The 19,722-nt window shown below is 46.7% G+C and carries 18 protein-coding genes; all 18 read right to left on the reverse strand.

Annotated elements, in window-relative coordinates; translation table 11 throughout:
* Positions 1-105 precede the first annotated feature (105 nt).
* Positions 106-1,647, reverse strand: coding sequence for a ribonuclease Y (gene rny, locus HPY28_RS04975; RefSeq protein ID WP_017249258.1), 1,542 nt, complete (start codon positions 1,645-1,647; stop codon positions 106-108).
* A gap of 271 nt (positions 1,648-1,918) precedes the next feature.
* Positions 1,919-2,560, reverse strand: coding sequence for a RecX family transcriptional regulator (locus HPY28_RS04980; RefSeq protein ID WP_174224279.1), 642 nt, complete (start codon positions 2,558-2,560; stop codon positions 1,919-1,921).
* Positions 2,561-2,629: 69 nt separating this feature from the next.
* Positions 2,630-3,688, reverse strand: coding sequence for a recombinase RecA (recA, locus tag HPY28_RS04985; RefSeq protein WP_017249260.1), 1,059 nt, complete (start codon positions 3,686-3,688; stop codon positions 2,630-2,632).
* A gap of 167 nt (positions 3,689-3,855) precedes the next feature.
* Positions 3,856-5,445: a DEAD/DEAH box helicase gene (locus HPY28_RS04990; protein WP_016743381.1), complete on the reverse strand. Its 1,590-nt coding sequence runs from the start codon at positions 5,443-5,445 to the stop codon at positions 3,856-3,858.
* 8 nt (positions 5,446-5,453) lie between these two features.
* Positions 5,454-6,698: a competence/damage-inducible protein A gene (locus tag HPY28_RS04995; RefSeq protein WP_174230189.1), complete on the reverse strand. Its 1,245-nt coding sequence runs from the start codon at positions 6,696-6,698 to the stop codon at positions 5,454-5,456.
* Between the two features lie 107 nt (positions 6,699-6,805).
* A complete protein-coding gene (pgsA, locus tag HPY28_RS05000) occupies positions 6,806-7,381 on the reverse strand; it encodes a CDP-diacylglycerol--glycerol-3-phosphate 3-phosphatidyltransferase (RefSeq protein ID WP_017249262.1) in 576 nt (191 codons plus the stop codon).
* Positions 7,382-8,728 (reverse strand): 30S ribosomal protein S12 methylthiotransferase RimO, encoded by a 1,347-nt coding sequence (gene rimO, locus HPY28_RS05005; protein WP_017249263.1) that lies wholly within the window; start codon positions 8,726-8,728, stop codon positions 7,382-7,384.
* Between the two features lie 111 nt (positions 8,729-8,839).
* Entirely contained in the window at positions 8,840-9,739 is a 900-nt protein-coding gene (locus HPY28_RS30865; protein WP_017249264.1) for a helix-turn-helix domain-containing protein, read from the reverse strand.
* Positions 9,740-9,751: 12 nt separating this feature from the next.
* Positions 9,752-10,531: a YmfK family protein gene (locus HPY28_RS05015; RefSeq protein ID WP_016743377.1), complete on the reverse strand. Its 780-nt coding sequence runs from the start codon at positions 10,529-10,531 to the stop codon at positions 9,752-9,754.
* Positions 10,532-10,638: 107 nt separating this feature from the next.
* Positions 10,639-10,908: a DUF3243 domain-containing protein gene (locus HPY28_RS05020; protein WP_017249265.1), complete on the reverse strand. Its 270-nt coding sequence runs from the start codon at positions 10,906-10,908 to the stop codon at positions 10,639-10,641.
* 100 nt (positions 10,909-11,008) lie between these two features.
* Entirely contained in the window at positions 11,009-11,746 is a 738-nt protein-coding gene (gene ymfI, locus HPY28_RS05025; RefSeq protein WP_017249266.1) for an elongation factor P 5-aminopentanone reductase, read from the reverse strand.
* Positions 11,747-11,753: 7 nt separating this feature from the next.
* Positions 11,754-13,046, reverse strand: a complete 1,293-nt coding sequence (gene yfmH / locus HPY28_RS05030; RefSeq protein WP_017249267.1) for an EF-P 5-aminopentanol modification-associated protein YfmH — start codon at positions 13,044-13,046, stop codon at positions 11,754-11,756.
* Between the two features lies 1 nt (position 13,047).
* Entirely contained in the window at positions 13,048-14,343 is a 1,296-nt protein-coding gene (gene yfmF / locus HPY28_RS05035; protein WP_069849201.1) for an EF-P 5-aminopentanol modification-associated protein YfmF, read from the reverse strand.
* 208 nt (positions 14,344-14,551) lie between these two features.
* On the reverse strand, positions 14,552-14,707 hold the full coding sequence (locus HPY28_RS05040; RefSeq protein WP_007719195.1) for a hypothetical protein: 156 nt from the start codon (positions 14,705-14,707) through the stop codon (positions 14,552-14,554).
* Between the two features lie 53 nt (positions 14,708-14,760).
* A complete protein-coding gene (locus tag HPY28_RS05045; protein ID WP_174230190.1) occupies positions 14,761-15,945 on the reverse strand; it encodes a stalk domain-containing protein in 1,185 nt (394 codons plus the stop codon).
* A 128-nt stretch (positions 15,946-16,073) separates the two neighbouring features.
* Complete coding sequence (locus HPY28_RS05050) at positions 16,074-17,033, reverse strand: ABC transporter permease (RefSeq protein WP_017249270.1); 960 nt, start codon at positions 17,031-17,033, stop codon at positions 16,074-16,076.
* Positions 17,033-18,106, reverse strand: coding sequence for an ABC transporter permease (locus HPY28_RS05055; RefSeq protein ID WP_174230191.1), 1,074 nt, complete (start codon positions 18,104-18,106; stop codon positions 17,033-17,035). The genes HPY28_RS05050 and HPY28_RS05055 overlap by 1 nt, the downstream gene beginning before the upstream one ends.
* Positions 18,099-19,640: an ABC transporter ATP-binding protein gene (locus HPY28_RS05060; protein ID WP_174230192.1), complete on the reverse strand. Its 1,542-nt coding sequence runs from the start codon at positions 19,638-19,640 to the stop codon at positions 18,099-18,101. The genes HPY28_RS05055 and HPY28_RS05060 overlap by 8 nt, the downstream gene beginning before the upstream one ends.
* Positions 19,641-19,722: the final 82 nt, after the last annotated feature.

A 19,722-nucleotide genomic window follows, 5' to 3' on the forward strand; every position in this document is an offset into this window, starting at 1 on the left:
TGCTAGTATACACAATTCCTCTGCTCATTAGAAAACTTGACTTCGTCAAACATTTGGTGTGTCCTTCGTTGCGCTACAAAAAAAGTAAAGTGGCACGCAGCCACTTTACTTTGCATACTCAACTGCCCGTGTTTCACGGATAACCGTTACTTTAATATGACCTGGGTAGTCAAGTTCATTTTCAATTCGTTTCGTGATATCCCGTGCCAGACGGGTAGCTTCCGCATCGTCAATCTTATCAGGTTGAACCATCACGCGAATTTCGCGTCCTGCTTGAATCGCATAAGACTTTTCTACGCCATCGAACGACTCAGAGATCTCTTCCAGTTTCTCCAAACGTCTGATATATGTTTCCAATGTCTCACGGCGTGCACCTGGGCGTGCGGCAGACAGAGCGTCAGCAGCTCCCACGAGCATAGCAATGACGGAAGTTGGTTCGGTATCACCGTGATGAGACGCAATACTGTTCACTACTACGTGATGCTCATTGTACTTCTTAGCCAGTTCAACACCGATTTCAACGTGTGAACCTTCTACTTCATGGTCAATTGCTTTTCCGATATCATGCAGCAAACCTGCACGTTTGGCCAGCTTCACATCTTCTTTCAGTTCTGCCGCCATTAAACCGGCGAGATGTGCCACTTCCATAGAGTGCTTCAGTACGTTTTGACCGTAGCTTGTACGATAACGCAAGCGTCCGAGAATCTTGATCAGATCTGGATGCAAGCCGTGAACGCCTGTTTCAAACGTTGCTTGCTCACCGTATTCACGGATTCGCTCGTCTACTTCGCGACGTGCTTTTTCCACCATTTCCTCGATGCGAGCTGGGTGAATGCGGCCGTCTGCGACCAGTTTATCTAACGCTGTCTTGGCGATTTCCCGACGAATCGGATCGAAGCCAGACAGGATGACTGCTTCTGGAGTATCGTCAATAATCAGATCGATACCAGTCAACGTTTCCAGGGCACGAATGTTACGTCCTTCGCGTCCGATAATACGTCCCTTCATCTCATCATTTGGCAACGTAACCACAGAAACGGTTGTTTCTGCTACGTGGTCTGCTGCACAACGTTGAATGGAGGTCGTAATGATCTCACGAGCACGCTTGTCCGCTTCTTCCTTGGCCTGAGTCTCAATCTCCTTGATCATCACAGCCATTTCGTGACGGACGGTATTCTCCACATCAGTCAGAATGATCGTCTTCGCCTCATCCTGCGTCAAGCCGGAGATTCGTTCTAGCTCTGATACTTGTTCTTTATATAAGTGCTCTACCTTGCTTTGCAGTTCTGCGATGGTACGGTCACGCTCAGACAATTCTTCTTCTTTGCGCTCCAACTGTTCCATCTTGCGGTCCAACGATTCTTCTTTTTGTAGAATTCGTCGTTCCTGACGCTGGATCTCATTGCGTCTCTCACGCAATTCGGTTTCCGCTTCGGATCGAAGCTTGAACACTTCATCCTTTGCTTCCAGCACCTTCTCCTTCTTAACGGCTTCGGCGTCCCGTTTAGCTTCCTCCACGATCTGTCGTGCAGCTTCTTCTGCACTGGAGATCTTCGCTTCCGCAATCGATTTACGAGTGAAGTAGCCTGCACCCAAGCCGATCAGCAGGGCAACGAGCACAATGACAACAGTAAGTATAGGATCCATAGGCTTTTTCGTTTCACCTCCTTATTGTAAGACATCTCCCCGCTTTCCAAGCATTTGTTTTCCATGGAGTGCTCTCACATTTGAACATTCGGCTAAAAAACAAGACCGATTTACTCGGTCCGCTGAATCCGTACAGCTTTCGCACGGTTTTTCAGTTGTTTCATAGGCAACGAGTGAGCAAATCACAAAAGTTATGATACACCAAGTAAATACAAACCTATTTTATTATTTGTGAACAAGAATTGTCAAGATCATGCAAATAGAGTTGGCCCTAACTATCGCTTCTATGACGCAATTCTTCACGCATTTGTTGAATGATCGCATGGGAGAATCCCTTGCGCATCAGCATAGATAGCAGCTTACGCTCTTCATCGGGGTTCGGTGCACCCTCTATACGCCGCGCCTTCTTCTCTATCAATGCGCGGGCAGCATCTAGTTCAGCCTGCCTAGACACGCCACGTACTGCGTCCTCTACAATCGCTCTGTCCACTCCACGATGGGTAAGCTCCATACGCAGCATATACGGGCTCCTCGGCTTCAAGCGCAATCGCTCGTCTACCCATTGCTTCGCAAATGCTTCATCATCGATGTAGCCGTGATCCTTGCAGCGCTGGCATATCTCTTCTGCAATCTGTGGCGAAAATCCCTTTTCTATCAAATAGGAATGCAGCTGACTGCTTGTTCGCGGGCGTATACCGAGATATCGCAATGCACCTAAATACGCTTTATGCTTTTCTTCTGCTATCAGGACTTCTCGGCAAAAAGCTTCATCTAATTCTGTTCCCTTAAATAGGTTGTACTTTACCAGTATGTCTTCGTGTACGGTAATGGCATACTCGCCTTCGACATCGATATGGTAGCGTTGCTTTTGTTTGATATCTCGATGAACGGCAGTGATCAGGCCGCTCTTCATGATGATTCACTCCTTCGCAAAGCTAAAATAACAGCCTGTCTCATCGACAGGCTGCTCTTCTACTCTTCATTACTCCAGATCAAATGTAGGCTCTTCATCTTGCTCTGGGTCATTTACTGCTTCACCTTCTGGAACAGAACCAGGGTTTAGGCTGAAGTATTCGCGCACCTTTGTTTCAATCTGTGATGCAATGTGCGGATTTTCTTTCAGGAAGACTTTCGAATTCTCTCTACCTTGGCCGAGACGCTCCTCATTGAAGGAGTACCATGCACCACTCTTTTGAACCACATCGATCTCGGAACCGATGTCGAGAATGCTACCTTCTCTGGAAATACCTTCGCCGTACATGATATCCACTTCAGCAACCTTGAATGGTGGTGCTACTTTATTTTTGACGACTTTGATCTTCGTCTTGCTTCCCAAAATGTCGTTGCCAACTTTGATAGATTCCGCTTTACGAACGTCCAAGCGAACACTCGCGTAGAACTTCAAAGCGCGTCCACCCGGAGTTGTTTCTGGGTTACCGAACATAACTCCCACTTTTTCACGAAGCTGGTTGATGAAGATTGCAATCGTTTTGGACTTGTTGATGGCGCCGGACAGCTTGCGGAGTGCTTGGGACATCAAGCGTGCTTGCAAACCTACGTGGGAATCTCCCATCTCGCCTTCGATCTCTGCTTTTGGTACGAGTGCCGCAACGGAGTCGACTACGATAATGTCTACCGCACCAGAGCGCACCAGTGCTTCCGCGATCTCCAATGCTTGCTCACCAGTGTCTGGTTGGGACAACAGCAATTCATCGATGTTCACACCCAGCTTCGCAGCGTAAACCGGATCCAAGGCATGCTCAGCATCGATAAACGCAGCTTGTCCACCCTGTCTTTGAACTTCTGCGATGGCATGAAGCGCTACTGTTGTTTTACCAGAAGACTCTGGTCCGTAAATCTCAACAATCCGTCCGCGTGGGAACCCACCCACACCAAGTGCAATATCTAGAGCAAGTGCACCGCTAGAAGCCGTAGAAATCTGGATGTTGGATACTTCCCCCAACTTCATAATGGAACCTTTTCCGAATTGCTTTTCTATTTGACGCAATGCACTCTCCAAAGCTGCGCGACGATCTGACAAATGGTACACACCCTTTCAATTTTCGCATCTCTTTTGCTTGTCTTCATCATACCTCGAGACAGAAGTGTTTGCCAAGTATTTTTTACGAACAAATATTCGCATCGTAAAAAAGCAGCCATTTCCTGGTTGTTCCCAGAGAAATGACTGCTTTGTGTAATACTCTCTAATTAGGAACGCTTCGCTCCGCGAGGCTTTGCAGGCTCCAGATTGATTCGTTTTCCGTTGATACGTGTTTGACGCAGTGACTCATATACGAAAGCAGCTACCTCTTCTGGAACCTCAACAAATGTGAAGTTCTCGAAAATGTCGATGCGACCTACTGATTTTCCTGGGATACCCACAGATTCAGAGATCTCGCGTACCAGATCCTGTGGCTTCATGTTCGCATTGCGGCCTACGTTCAGGAAGAAGCGAACCATGCCTTTTGCTGCGCCTGTCTCACCAAAGTTGTACGCTTCTACTTCCTGCCCTTGTCCCGCTTCGGTATGGAATGCCAGGTGTAATGCAGCAGCTGCTACTTTTTCAGCCGGGTATTGACCTACGAGAGCATCCGCTACTTTTTGATACATATCCGCGATTGCATCGCTTTCCAAAAGGCTAGTCAATTGTTCACGCAATTGCTCTTGTTTGCGCTCAGCCACTTCCTCCAGGGAAGGAACATTGCGAGAGAGCACTTGTGCTTTTGTCTGCTTTTGGATAAACATCATTTGTCTTACTTCACGCGGCGTAACCAGCGTCATCGCAATTCCTTTGCGACCTGCGCGACCAGTACGGCCAATACGGTGTACGTAGCTCTCAGAGTCTTGTGGAATATCGTAGTTGATTACGTGAGAGACGTTTCCTACGTCGATACCGCGTGCTGCTACGTCAGTCGCGATCAAGAATTCAATCGAGCCCTCACGGAACGCATTCATGACCTTGTCACGTTGTGCCTGTGACAAGTCACCATGCAATCCGTCCGCAAGGTATCCGCGGGATTGCAGAACTTCAGACAACTCATCTACGCCGCGCTTAGTGCGGCAGAAAATGATACCCAGCTCGACATCCTCACTGTCCAAGATGCGGCAGAGGCTCTCTACTTTGTTACGGTCAAACACTTTGTAGTATACCTGTTCGATCAATGGTGCCGTTACTTCTTCACGGCTAACCGCGATCGTTTGCGGTTGTTTCATGTAACGGGTAGCCAAACGCTTGATTTCTGGCGGCATCGTCGCAGAGAACAGCAAGGTTTGACGCTCTTCCGGCATATGTGTGATGATCGTCTCGATATCTTCGATGAAGCCCATGTCCAGCATTTCATCCGCTTCATCCAAAACGAGTGTATGTACGTGATCCAGCTTCAATGTTTTTCGGCGCAAGTGGTCCATAACACGGCCAGGAGTACCTACAACGATTTGTACACCTTGGCGTAGTGCACGAATTTGATGTCCGATCGATTGTCCGCCATAGATTGGCAGCGTACGAACTTTGTTATATTTCGAGATGCGCAAGAGCTCTCCCGCAACCTGGATAGCCAGCTCACGAGTTGGGGTCAGCACGATCGCTTGTACACGATTGGCAGGCGTAATCTTTTCTACAAGTGGAATCCCGAATGCAGCAGTCTTACCAGTACCTGTCTGTGCTTGACCAATCAGGTCTCCGCCATCCAGAACTTTTGGAATGCAAGCTGCCTGAATCGGTGATGGCTCCTCGAAGCCCATATCGTGAATCGCTTGCAGAATAGATTTATGTAAAGGAAAATCGGAAAAAATCGTCATGAAAAAAATCACCTTTCTTTTTGCATTTGCAGCGCATAAAACAACGCGTATTTAGCGGCACGCCCAACGATTGCATGCCTTCTTCCGGCAAGGCGGAGCTCTTTTACAACTGTAGGCATTCCTTCTGCCGCGATCCCTACGTAAACAAGGCCAACAGGCTTGCCCTCGGAAGGATCGGGTCCAGCCACTCCCGTAACAGAAATCCCGTAAGTAGCCCCCAGCTTTTCTCGTACATGTTCAGCCAGCAATTGAGCTGCTTTCTCACTGACTGCCCCATCTGCTTGCAAAATGGAATCAGGTACTTCGAGCAGCTGATTTTTCACTTCATTGGTGTAGCAGACTACCCCTCCACGAAACACTTGCGAGCTTCCCGGCACTGAGGTAATCAACGAGGCAATTGCTCCTCCTGTGCAGCTTTCTGCACAAGCAATCGTCTCATTTCTCTTTTTTAGCTCAGAAACCAGCACATCATGCAGCGACGAATTCTCACCCATCCCGTACATATACTGGCCAACACGGCTGAGAATTTCTTTTTCTACAGGTAAGATTAGGGCTTCCCCTTCTTCGACTGTAGCAGCTCTTGCCGTAATCCGCAGCGTTACTTCGAATTCTTTGGCGTATGGCGCGATCGTTGGATTGTCCTGCTTTTCGATCAGATCGAGCAGTTTTTCCTCCAAGGCGGATTCGCCTATTCCGTAGAACCGGAGTACATGAGAATGAAACACTTGTTTTTCTGGGAGCAAATCGTTCAAGTAAGGCATCACGTAATTCTCCACCATTGGATACAGCTCGCTTGGTGGTCCAGGCAACAGCACGAACGTACTACTGTCATGACGGATCGCCATCCCCGGCGCCATCCCGAAATCGTTGGAGAATACATGGCTGCCAGAAAGCACCAGCGCCTGCTTACGATTGTTCTCCGTCATGACAATCCCACGTTGCAAAAAGAATTTTTCAATTCTCTCCATGGCCTCTGGATTCGTTTCCAATCCAATGCCTACATGCCCCGCCAAGGTTTCTTTCGTCAAATCATCTTGAGTCGGCCCTAGCCCACCCGTGAAAATGACGAGATCAGATCGCCCTGATGCCAATCGAATCACTTGTAGCAATCGCTCCGTATTGTCTCCCACAACCGTATGAAAGTAAACTCCCACGCCAATTTCCGCCAGCTTCTGAGAAAGAAACTGTGCGTTGGTGTTAGCGATCTGGCCTAGCAAAAGTTCGGTACCTACCGCAATAATCTCCGCTCTCATCTTCCTCATCCATTCTCTTTGAGAGTAGAAAAGCCTCTAAACTAATAGTTTATCACTTGCAAACGCTCAAGAGAAGAGTCTTGTGAAAAAAGAGACCAATACCCGCATTACGAGTATTGGATCACGTTACGATTTTTCGCAAAGTAGTCGTACCCGGAGTAAATCGTGATGATCACCATCGCCCAAGTAGCTACTTCGTCGAACGGAATGCCGAAGAACTCAAATGGGAAGTTGCGAATCATAACAGCCGTAATCGCTACGATCTGCACCCATGTTTTCAGTTTACCCAATGCACTCGCAGCAATTACCTGTCCTTCTGCCGCTGCAACTAGTCGTAGACCCGTTACCGCAAACTCCCGGCTGATAATGACAATCGCAATCCACGCTTCCAGACGTTGCATCTCTACAAGTGAAATGAGTGCTGCGGAAATCAACAGCTTATCAGCAAGCGGATCCAAAAACTTCCCCAAGTTCGTCACGATTTTATTTTTCCGTGCAATATAACCGTCGAGTCCGTCCGTACTGGCTGCTAGGATAAACACCAAAGCCGCAATCAGCTCGTTATACGTCATCGTCAGGCTGCCAATCGAAAATGTCCCGATGTTGTAACGCACCAGCATAAAAAACATAACTACCGGCACCAGAAAGATCCTGGCGAGTGTGATGCGGTTGGCGAGATTCAACTAGACTACCTCCCCGGCTAAATCGTATTCATAGGAGTGTGTAATTTTTACTTTTACGATGGTGCCCAGTTCGCCTTTAAAACCTGTGACGAATACTTCACCATCGATTTCCGGAGCGTCATACTGTGTTCTACCTACATAAATATCGTTACGTCCTTCGTAACGTTCAATCAAAATATCCAAGACTTGACCAACAAAGCGTCCGTTGCGATCTCCGGCTACTTCACGTTGAATTTCCATCAGCATGTTCGCACGTTTTTCCTTAAGCTCTTCGTCAACGTGGTCAGGCAGACGAGAAGCTGGAGTGTCATCCTCGTTGGAGTAAGTAAACACACCCAGTCGATCAAAGCGAATATCCTTCACAAACTCGCTCAGGCGCTCGAAGTCTTCCTCTGTTTCCCCTGGGAACCCTACGATCAAAGAGGTACGCAGTGCCACATCTGGAACCTGTGCGCGAATTTTTGCTACCAGCGCACGAATGTCCGTCTGTCTTCCCGGGCGACGCATTCTTTTCAGAATATGGTCTTCGGAGTGCTGCAAAGGCATATCTACGTATTTGCACACTTTTGGATTGGTAGCAAAGGTGTGGATCAATTCATCCGTGAAAAATCCAGGATATGCGTAGTGAAGACGAATCCACTCGATGCCCTCGACTTCTGCCAGGCGGTTTAAAAGTTCAGGAAGCATCAGTTTTCCATCGTAAATATCCGTTCCGTAGTTCGTAGAATCTTGTGCGATCAGGCTCACTTCTACGATACCTTGAGCAGCCAAATGACGCGCTTCTTCTACGATGGACTCGATTGTACGACTGCGGAATCCCCCACGCATCAAAGGAATCGAGCAGAACGTACAGGCGTTGTCACAACCCTCGGCAATTTTAATATATGCGGAGTATGTGCCTTCTTTTACTTTCCGCTTCACTACATCTTCGTACGTAAAAATGGGATTTCCTACAAAAATCGGTCGCTTGCCCTCTAGAGATTCTTCGATAATACCTGTAATCGACATAAAATCGCCTGTTCCGACAATACCGTCCACCTCAGGAATCTCATTCAAGATATCCTCTTTGTAACGTTGTGTGAGACAGCCTGCCACCACAAGCGATTTCAGTTTGCCGGATTCCTTCAATTCACCCATTTCCAGAATCTTATTGACGGATTCTTCCTTGGCTGCATCGATGAAACCGCAGGTATTGACGATGACCACAGTTGCTTCTTCCGGGTTATCAACCAGTTCATAACCTTTTTCATCTATCAGATGGGCCATCATGTCCGAATCAACGAGATTCTTTTCACAGCCCAGCGTAACAATCGCTACTTTTTCACGCGTGCCTACCTTCTCTGTCATCTTTTTTCCTCCAATTGGTCACACCAACCCATATTACACCTATCCAGTATAATATAAGCCTAAAGGAAGTGTCAAAAAAGAGAAAAGTACGAAAGGCAAGCATACGCTTGCCTACTGGGTGACCGCCTCTTTAACTTTCATCGTAATATTAGACGGCATTGATTTCATTTTAGACGTGTCTACCAAGACTCCGTTAACCTTCAATTCCACTACAGTCGGTTTGCCCAAACGAATATAAGCTGATTTCCCCAGCTCAATCGTTTTTTCCTGATCCTTCTTGAGCGTGCCCTGCTCAACATAAGTTTTGCCTTTTCCTTCCGAAATACCAAACCAGCTTGTTTCTGCTTTCACCTTCAAATAAACCGTGATTTTTTCTCCACCTTGCAAGGAATAATTATACATTGATCCTTGCTGCGATTCGAATGTGATGGTTGCCTGAGGAGTTTCTGTAACGGTCTCAGGTGGGTTTGTTCCTGTTTCAGGATTCGGTGTGGTAATAGAAGGCGGCTTCGGTTGTTGAGCAATCGGGGATGTTCCCGCTCCACCACCATTGCCAGGCGTGACAATCTCTGCTCCAGGGTTAACTGTTCCACCCGGCACTGGCTGAGTCATCTGATTTCCGTTGTTGTTGACGACAGCGAAATAAATAACCCCGATAATCAAGGCAATAAACAAGACGAGCAAGGTCTTGGTAACCCATCGCCCCGCTTGTAATGGATTGTTCGCTGAAGCAACTCGTCTGCGACGCAGTCGTTCTACTTGCTCTGTAGGTGGCTGGGCCGGCAAATCGGACTGAAAGTGAGTCAGGATGTGGTTCGGGTCTAGACCGACAGCTTCCGCATAACTCTTTATAAATGCACGCGCGTAAAAGTGGCCAGGAAGTACATGAAAATGACCCCTTTCAATAGCTTCCAAATATCGCCGCTGTATCTTGGTGATACGTTGGATGTCGTCGAGCGTGATTCCTTTTTCTTCGCGGGCCCTTTGTAGGACTTGACCTAGCTCAGACACAGCTGCCCCTCCTTAATTCATTTCGAAATTATCAAAGCCGCGATTGTTGATAAGCTCATATGTAATCTCTTCATCCGGATGATGACGCAGCTCAATAATGTAATGGAAATCATCAAGTTGGTACTCAGATTCCCTTACGAATATATCCGGATGCTCAATGATTTTTGCGGCAGGAAAGTTCATAATTTCCCGAAGCAAGGTGAAGTGCTTTTCTGTCGATCGCAGCGTTGAGACAATTCCATCTATCAAATATACATGATCTGTAGACATTTCATCAATGGCTAAGGAACTACGCACCGTCTGGCGCAACAAAGTAGAGGAAATGAAAGTCCAACGTTTATTGGCGGATACGCTGGCAGCAATCATCGATTCAGTCTTCCCTACGCGAGGCATGCCACGAATCCCGATGAGCTGATGACCTTCCTTCTTCAGGATTTCTGCCATGAAATCGACCAACAAGCCCAGCTCTTCACGAACAAAACGAAACGTTTTTTTGTCCTCGCTATCCCGTTCAATATAGCGACCGTGACGCACAGCCAAGCGATCCAGCATTGTCGGGGGACGTAACCTCGTTATGGTTATGTTGTCCATTTTTTGCACAACGTTGCGCAAAACCTCCATTTTTTCATCATCATCGGTCAAGAGCAGCATACCTCGACGCATGGTATCCACACCATTGATCGTCACGATATTAATGTTCAACATCCCCAGAATAGAAGATACGTCCCCTAAGAGACCGGGACGGTTACGGGCAATCTCATACTCCATGTACCATTCTTTCTTCGCTTCCATATGCAATCCTCTCCGCCAACCAGAATTCTCTTCTTATGTAGTATATCACGTTCGTTTCATTCGACAATCGCGAAAAGAAAAATCCCCAAAAGTAGGGGATTTGATGGCTAGCTGCCAGCGTTCGCATCATTGCGATTCTGAACAAGCTTCACCATGAGTGATGCCAAAGCTTGTTGCTGCTGTTGATCACCTGCGTCCCACAGCTGTTTCAACAGACGCTCCTGATCGTTTTTCGGGTCTACTTGCTCAGACAGATAGCTACCGATTTGATAAGCTACATTTTGAAGCGTATCGCTTTCCATCCCGGATTGTTTCGCTTGTTCTACCCGATCTCCGAGAAACGCTTTCCAGTCGCTGAAATTGTCAAGAATCGACATAGGGAAATTCCCTCCTTTTGTACGTTGCGAACAGATTTGCTGCCCACACAAAAGGTAGAATTCCATCATTTCTCGTATTTTATTCATGCATACTTCTCTTCTACGTGTACCATCCACCGTTTGGACTAATCACTTGCCCCGTCACATAACTGGAATCCGCCGAAAGCAAAAAGCGCACGACTGCGGCTACCTCATATGGCTGTCCAAGACGGTTGGCCGGAATTTCTTCCGCGATCATTTCCATTTCATCTGGAGCAAAGCGCTCCATCATTCCGCCAGCAATAGCCCCAGGAGCGACTGCATTTACCGTGATTCCGTTTGGGGCCATTTCCTTTGCCAGGGCTTTGGTGAACGTATTGACTGCTCCTTTGGTCATGGAATACAGCACTTCACATGAACCGCCTGTCAGTCCCCAAATGGAAGAAATGTTAACGATACGCCCATACCTTGCGCGCAGCATGGCCGGAACAGCAGCTTGACAGACCAAAAAAGCGGAACGAACATTAAGAGCGATGAGCTCATCGAATTTCTCGACAGTCACATCCGTAAATAAGCCGACATCATCCACAGAGGCATTGTTTACGATCAATAGTGGTGCAACCTGCATCTGAGCAAACATCGCCGTAATTTGCTGTGGATCCCGTAGATCAGCTTGGAGGATGACGTACGGAACACCCCGCTCCTGGCATTTTTGCACCAACGGCTCCAATTTTTCTTTATTTCGATTGTAATGCAGATAAAGGGGAACCCCCGCATCAATCAGGTAGGCACCGATCGCCTGCCCGATCTCTCCGGAAGCTCCCGTAATTAACGCCCACGGCGTCTCTTGCTTGAACATGAATACATTACTCCTGTGGCGAAGCGGAACGAACGATAGAAACAGCCATCTGCTCGATTAAAAAATGCTCCTTCAAACGTTTTTCCACATCTTCGCGTGTGATCGACTCCAAGGTAGGCACTACGGAAAACAGATCATTTCCGTTAAATTTGAAGCTGGTAAACTGGTTAGCGATAAACTCCACGGAGTTTAGAGAACGCAGGAAGTTTCCGATTTTTTTACGCTTCGCACGCTCAAAATCATCTTGGGCTATACCGTTTTGCTTCAACTGTTCGATTTCTGCTTTGATCGTTTCCACTAAACGCTCTGGATCAGGTGTATCTCCACCAATGATCGTATACGCATAATCCTGCTCGCTGCTGTAGTCAAAATCAAAGCTTTCCGTAATCAGCTCACTGTCATACAAACGCTCATAGACAGCGGAGCTTGTGCCGAACGCGATGTCCAATACCAGTTTAGTAGTCAACTCGCGTTTTAACAAGGCTTCCTTCGTTAGACCGTTTTCCTTTTCCTTGATTCCGATCATGCATTTGGGCAAGCCAACTGTTAGAAACGCTTCTACTTTCGCTTCCGCTGGAGCTGATGGCTCTTCTGGAAAAACGCGCGTGATTTGTGGCGCAGGAGCAAACTCCTTTGCTCCCTGATTTTCACGAATGAGCTTCATGATCGCTTCTGGTTCGAAGGAACCCACGACCAATAGGAGCATATTGGCAGGATGATAAAACGTTTCATAGCACTGATACAAATATTCTTTTGTAATATGAGAGATCGTCTCGATCGTACCCGCAATCTCAATGTTAATCGGATACTTTTGGTACATGGCCTTCAAGAGGTTCACGTACACCTTCCAGTCAGGATTGTCATCGTACATGGTGATTTCCTGGCCAATGATTCCTTTTTCCTTTTCTACACTGGCATCTGTAAAATATGGGTCTTGCACATAATCGAGCAGCAGATTCAGATTGTCATCTAGCTTATCTGTGCACGAGAACAAATAAGCGGTACGATTGAAGCTCGTGAATGCATTACAGCTCGCCCCGTTTTTACTGAATTCGTGCATGACATCCCGATCTTTCTTCTCAAACATTTTGTGCTCAAGAAAATGCGCAATGCCGTCGGGAACATTGATTTCTTCCCCGCTTCGAGTGCGGAAATGGCTGTCAATGGAGCCGTAACGCGTAGTGAACACAGCGTATGTTTTGCTGAAGCCCTGTTTGGGAACCAGATAAACTTGCAATCCATTTTGGAGAGTCTCATGATATACCGTTTCATTTACTTGTTCAAAGACAGTGGTCTGCATCTTATGCCTCTCCCTTCTTGTCCCGCAGCAGATAAATCGTGTCAATCGTCACCTTGCTTGCTACCTTCTTGATATCCTCAATGGTCGCTTGGTTGATCCCCGCCAAAAGCTCTTCGATTTTCCGAGGACGTCCACTAATCACACCATTGTACGTAAAATCAATCATCCCGCGCGCACTGTCCAACAGTTCACGGAACTGATTAGACAAAGTTGCACGCGTTTGGCTCATTTCCTCATCTGATATGGTTCCTTGTTGCATTAGATCAAGCTGCTGCTTAATAATCTCAACCGCACGTTGATATTTGCTGACATCAATCCCGGACATAATCATGAGAATCCCTTTGTGGCTCTCTAGCCTGGAAACGGCATAGTAAGCAAGACTTTCTTTTTCACGGACGTTCACAAACAGCTTGGAGTGCGGAAAACCACCTAAAATCCCGTTGAACAAGAGCAGCGTTGGATAATCGTCATCCTTATAAGTGATCTGCGTGCGGCAACCGATGTTGAGCTTTGCTTGGTTGACATCGAGTCGATCGATCACTTCGCGCTCAGCCGATACATCCTTCGCCGTTGATGCGATCTGCAGTTCTCCTACTTGGGAACGCTCCACTGGGATATGCTTGCGAATAGCCTCGCTTACTTCCTGCTGATCAACATCGCCCACCACGAACATATTGATCGGATTTGTCGTCGTTACTTCTTTAAAATATTGATACAGCTCCTGGCCAGTGATCTTTGGCAAATCCGCTACACGACCTTGGACGAGAAGCGAGAATGGTTCACCTTTACACATTTCTTCTGTCACGCGTTGATTCGCATACTTCATTTTGTCGTCGATCAAACTCTCCATCCGTTTTCGTAGCGTCTCTTTTTCCTGTGCCAAGTACTTTTCGGAAAAAGCGTTGTCTTGTACATACGGTCTGACGAGCATATCTCCTACGAATTCGATGGCCTGCTCCAAAAGTGAGGATTCATTGGACAAATACTTTTCATTCGGTACTTCCATATAAATTTGCAGGATTTGCCGCTCGCCTTTTTTCATGACATCGACATCAAAAATGGCACCATACAGGAAATCCAAATGTGCTCGCAATAGTTTCGTTTCTGGAAAACGAGCGCTGGCACGTTTCATGACCATCGCAAGCAATGCTGTTTTCGTTACGTGCTCCTCCGATAGCGCTTGTTCAATCATCGTCACGATCGTCGTTGTCTTGAACTTTTCGGTTGGAAGGATATGTACGTTCATCCCATTGATTTGGGAGCTTTGAAAGGCAATTTCAGTTGTAGAAGCAGTCATAGTTCAATCTCCCTTCTCCATCAGCTTACTCATACTCTTCTCTATTGTAACCAATTGTCAGGGCATCAAGCATCAGAATCTTCCATTATATATCCCAGTGCTTCATCCTATGCACTCACGCAAGTCCCGTAATACGCAAATCACAGCGCTTCCATTATATAAAAAAAGAGCAAACGCACCTTTTTACGAAGGGCGCTCACTCTTTTCCTTACATATCCATCGCATCCCAGTCTCGAGGATCATCCGATGTGCTATGCTCTTCAACAAATCGACCGCAATCAGACGAGAGACAGAGCATGCCATCCAACTGCTCATCATGAAAGGGTAAGCCGTGGCTTCCCCCACAGTACGGACAAGTCCACATACGACGGGCCTCCTTTTATTCGTGAAGGTACTCCGTAGTAGTTTGTCCAAATATTAGAGGAGACTCTCCACTTTATTTTGCTCCCAAATCCGCAAGTAATCATACGGATCGATTGCTTTCCCCGTACTGTTACGATAGAGGCCAAAATGCAGGTGAGGTTCAAACATTCCCACTGTACCAGTTCCACCGTAGCCTGTATCTCCAACAAAACCGATCAGCTGTCCAGCTTTTATCGTTTTCCCTACATGCAATCCTGGCGCATACGCTTGCAAATGAGCGTAATACATCCGATATTGGCCATTCTCATCCGTAATGTTTACTCTCCAGCCACCATACGTATTCCAGCCCACTTTGTTGATTGTCCCATCGGATACCGAGTAAATCGGCGTTCCTTTCGGTGCCATAATGTCGATGCCCTTGTGATTACGGACACTGCCGCTATTCGACTCGGTCCACTCTCGATCGGATCCGAAGCTATCCCCATACGGCTCATATCCACTATTATCGTGGAAAGGAAACCGAAATTGTTTCCCAATCAATTGATCATCCGCATCCACAACTTTTGTGGCCATCGGATGCTCAGCTCTTTTTGCATCTTCTGGCAAATATAAAATTTGGCCCACCAGTAACTCATCAGAAGAGAGCGGGTTATTTTTTTGAATGGCACTCATGTTCGTGCCGTGGCGAGCTGCAATTTTTGATAAGGTATCTCCCTGTTGAACGACATATGGATTCAAGGAGTATTTCACACTCGCAGCCTTGTCTTCCACAGTTTTGGATTGTATGTATGCAACAGCCGACGTCTCATCCCATCGAACTTGATAGCCAAATGCCTCGGAGATAAATCGGATCGGAACAAGCGTCCGCTTATTCACAATGATTGGAGAAACATCCATCTTCAAACGTTTTCCATCTACGTTCGCAGTCTGGCTTCCAATTGTAAGGGTGATATGCTTGCCTTTTTTGTTGAGCAATACTTTTTGCGTATCTGCATCGTAGCTTACTTCTGATCCTGTTGCCTCCGCTACTACTCGTATTGGAACGAGCATGCGCCCATTTCGATGGATTGGTGATACATCTGATTGGACTCCCATTCCATCGACAACGACAGAAATGATCGGTCCTAGCTCTTTTGCTGAAACCATTCCACCGGATACTGCTATCATCAGGCAAAAAACAAAAGCGCCTAGAATCCTGTTCCATCGATAACTGCTGTACTGATGTAGACAGCGGTTCATCTTTTTCCCTCCCCACAGACAATTTGCAAATACGGTTAGGACCGTTATTTGCGGACCGCAAGCAGTCACAAAAATTATCGCACAGGGGAAGTGACAGGTTCTAGACGCTAAATTTTGTCAACGAATGATTAACGCGATCCCGTATCGTAAGGTTTACCGAGGGCCGCTGGAGCACTGGATCGCCCTACCAGACCAGCCATCACGAGAATCGTCAGTACGTACGGAAGCATGAAAATAAATTCAGTAGGAATGTAATTGGTCAACCCGAAGATTTGCACCAAAGACTTGATCGCTTGAGCGACACCAAAGAATAAAGCTGCTCCCATCGCACCCATTGGATGCCATTTACCAAAGATCAAGGCCGCAATCGCGATAAACCCTTGTCCGGAAACCGTGTTATGGGAAAAGTTACTGGTTGTCGTCAAAGAAATGGTAGCTCCACCCAACGCAGCCAGCATACCACTGATCATAACAGCTGTGTAGCGCATTCTCTTAACATTGATCCCTACTGTATCAGCAGCCCGCGGATGCTCACCAACTGCACGCAAGCGCAATCCGAATGGTGTCTTGAATACAATATACCAAGTAAGGAAAACTGCAATGAAAGCTAGATAGCTCGTAGGATAAGCCTCAAAAATGGCATGTCCGATATACGGAATTTCACTCAATCCAGGAATACTGAATTTGTTAAACACTGAGTTCAATGTCGTTGTCTGACCTGCTCCGTTAAAAATAATTTTGGTCAGGTAGATGGAAAGTCCAGCTGCCAAGAAGTTCAGGGCCACACCGCTGACGGTCTGGTCCGCTTTAAACGTTACCGAAGCAACAGCATGTGGGAGTGCAAAAATAGAACCGGCAATCCCCGCTGCAATAAATCCGACCCACGGTGCCCAAGCACCAAGTGAATCTTGGAAAGCATAGGTCATTACGGCACCAGTAAAAGCACCGATAATCATCATACCTTCTAGCGCAATGTTCACGACACCAGAACGCTCGGAGTACAGTCCACCCAATGCTGCAAAAATCAAGGCAGTGGAAAACACGATGGTATCATGAACGAGGTTGCTAAGAATTAATCCCCAATCCATCAGTTTCCACCTTCCTTTTTCTTCTTCAAGATCGGCTTAATAAACATTTTCACGATGCCATGTGCAGCAACGAAGAAAATAACGGAAGCAATCACGACACGAATCAATTCAAACGGTACACCTGCACTAAATTGCATACCGCTCGCACCGAATGTGAGAACCCCAAACAATATGGCAGCAAGGATAACCCCGAATGGTGTATTTCCGCCAATCAATGCTACCGCAATTCCATCAAAGCCATAGCCAGTATGCTGCGTCATAATCGCTTGATAGTGGAATACGCCCAAAATCTCAGTAGCTCCACCAATCCCTGCAAACATACCACCAATAAACATAGCCTTTACAACATTACGATTCACGTTCATACCAGCATACTCAGAAGCATGCGGGTTCAAACCAACGGAACGCAATTCAAAACCAGATTTTGTTTTCCAAAGGATGATATAGAAGAAAATAGCTGCGAGTACAGCAATCAGTGTACCCCAGTGCAAACGAGCATTGTCAAACATTTCAGCGAGCCATCCAATGGTAATGATCGCAGAATCCTTTACCTCTTCAGATGTTTGTTTGCCTGCTGGAATAAAGAAGGCATTCATGACCCAGTTTGCAAAGTAAAGAGCTACCCAGTTCAACATAATGCTGGTAATAACCTCATTGACACCACGGGCTGCTTTCAAATAACCGGCAATGGCACCCCACAAACCACCTGCTACAGCACCTGCAATGATAGCAAGTGGAGCATGAATGATAGCTGGAAGGTCAAAAGAAACACCTACAACAGTAGAAGCAATCATCCCTACGATAAATTGACCTTCTGCCCCGATGTTAAAGAGACCTGTACGGAAAGCAAACGCTACAGCCAAACCTGTAAAGATCAAAGGTGTAATTTGGCGAATCGTTTCACCAAAGTTATACGCGCTACCAAATACTTTTTTAAGCAAAGCCATATAGGCATCGATTGGATTAAATCCACCTGCCAACATTGCGATTGCCCCAGTCAAAAGACCAAGAATGATCGCAACGGCAGGAACGAGAAACGATTCTTTTGTGAAGACCGCAATAACTCTATTCATCGTTTCCCCCTCCTTGCATTACTTTCCCGCCGGACATCATCAAGCCGAGCTCTTGCTCCGATGTCGATTTCGCATCGACAATCCCCACAATAGCTCCCTCATAAATAACCGCAATCCGGTCGGACACATTGATAACCTCATCCAATTCTAAGGAAAGCAAGAGAACCGCTTTTCCTTGATCGCGTTGATCAATTAGTCTGCGATGAATGAATTCGATAGCCCCTACGTCCAAGCCACGAGTAGGTTGAGCCGCAATCAGCAAATCCGGGTTCTTGTCCACTTCGCGGGCAATAATTGCCTTCTGTTGGTTTCCTCCCGAAAGCGCTCGTGCTGGCGTGTAAATACTCGGAGTTCGAACGTCGAATTCTTCGATAAGCTTGGCCGCATGCTTGTCAATGGCGCCATAATCAAGAAAACCGCCTTTGCAAAACGTTGGATGGAAATACGTTTCCAATACCATGTTTTCACTCATGGTGAAATCAAGAACCAATCCTCGTTTATGTCGGTCTTCTGGAATGTGAGACAATCCTGATTCCGAAATGTTTCGCGGACTTTGATTCGTAATTTCTTTGCCATTAAGAAGGACACGCCCACTTGTTGCTTTACGTAAGCCAGTTAATACTTCAATCAGTTCACTTTGGCCATTTCCGTCGACCCCTGCAATCCCAAGAATTTCACCCGCGCGAACCTCTAAGCTGAGATTGTTCAGAGCATTCACACCGCGGTTCCCCACTGCAGTCAATTTCTCTACGGCCAAGATCGTATCTTTAGGTTTTGCTTCCGTTTTATCCACGCGGAAGTTTACTTCACGACCAACCATTTTTGCAGCCAAGTCGTCTGGATTCGTATCTTTTACCAAAACGGAATCAATGACTTTTCCGCGACGAATGATTGTTACCGCGTCACATACTGCCATAATTTCTTTCAGCTTGTGTGTGATCAGGATAATCGTCTTACCTTCTTTTACCAAGTTATGCATGATCTCGATAAGTTCATGGATTTCCTGCGGCGTCAATACAGCCGTAGGCTCATCAAAAATCAAGATGTCCGCACCGCGATAAAGCGTTTTCAAAATCTCAACACGCTGCTGCATCCCTACTGAGATATCCTGAATTTTTGCTCTCGGATCAACTTTGAGCCCGTATTGATTCGACAGTTTTTCTACCGCTTTCTCAGCGCTTTGAATATCTATCTTCAACCCGTTTTTCGGTTCATTTCCTAGCACAATGTTTTCCGTGACTGTAAATGTTTCTACGAGCATAAAATGTTGGTGAACCATTCCGATACCAAGGTCGTTTGCAATCTTTGGACTGGTGATCTGTACAACTTTCTCGTTAATCAGAATTTCGCCTTCATCCGGCTGATATAGTCCGAACAAGATATTCATGAGTGTGGACTTACCCGCGCCATTCTCTCCGAGCAGCGCATGAATTTCACCTTTACCTACGGACAGCGTAATACTGTCATTCGCAATAATGCCTGGGAACCGTTTTGTGATCCCTCTCATTTCAACCACTTTTTTTACCGAGTTCATGCATGCTCACCCCATTTTTCGGGTCTATTGTGAAGGTAAAGGACAAGGCCAGTAGCTCGAACCAGCCTTGTCCGTTTGCAGC

The sequence above is a fragment of the Brevibacillus sp. HB1.2 genome (assembly GCF_013332495.1).
Lineage (GTDB): Bacteria > Bacillota > Bacilli > Brevibacillales > Brevibacillaceae > Brevibacillus > Brevibacillus porteri.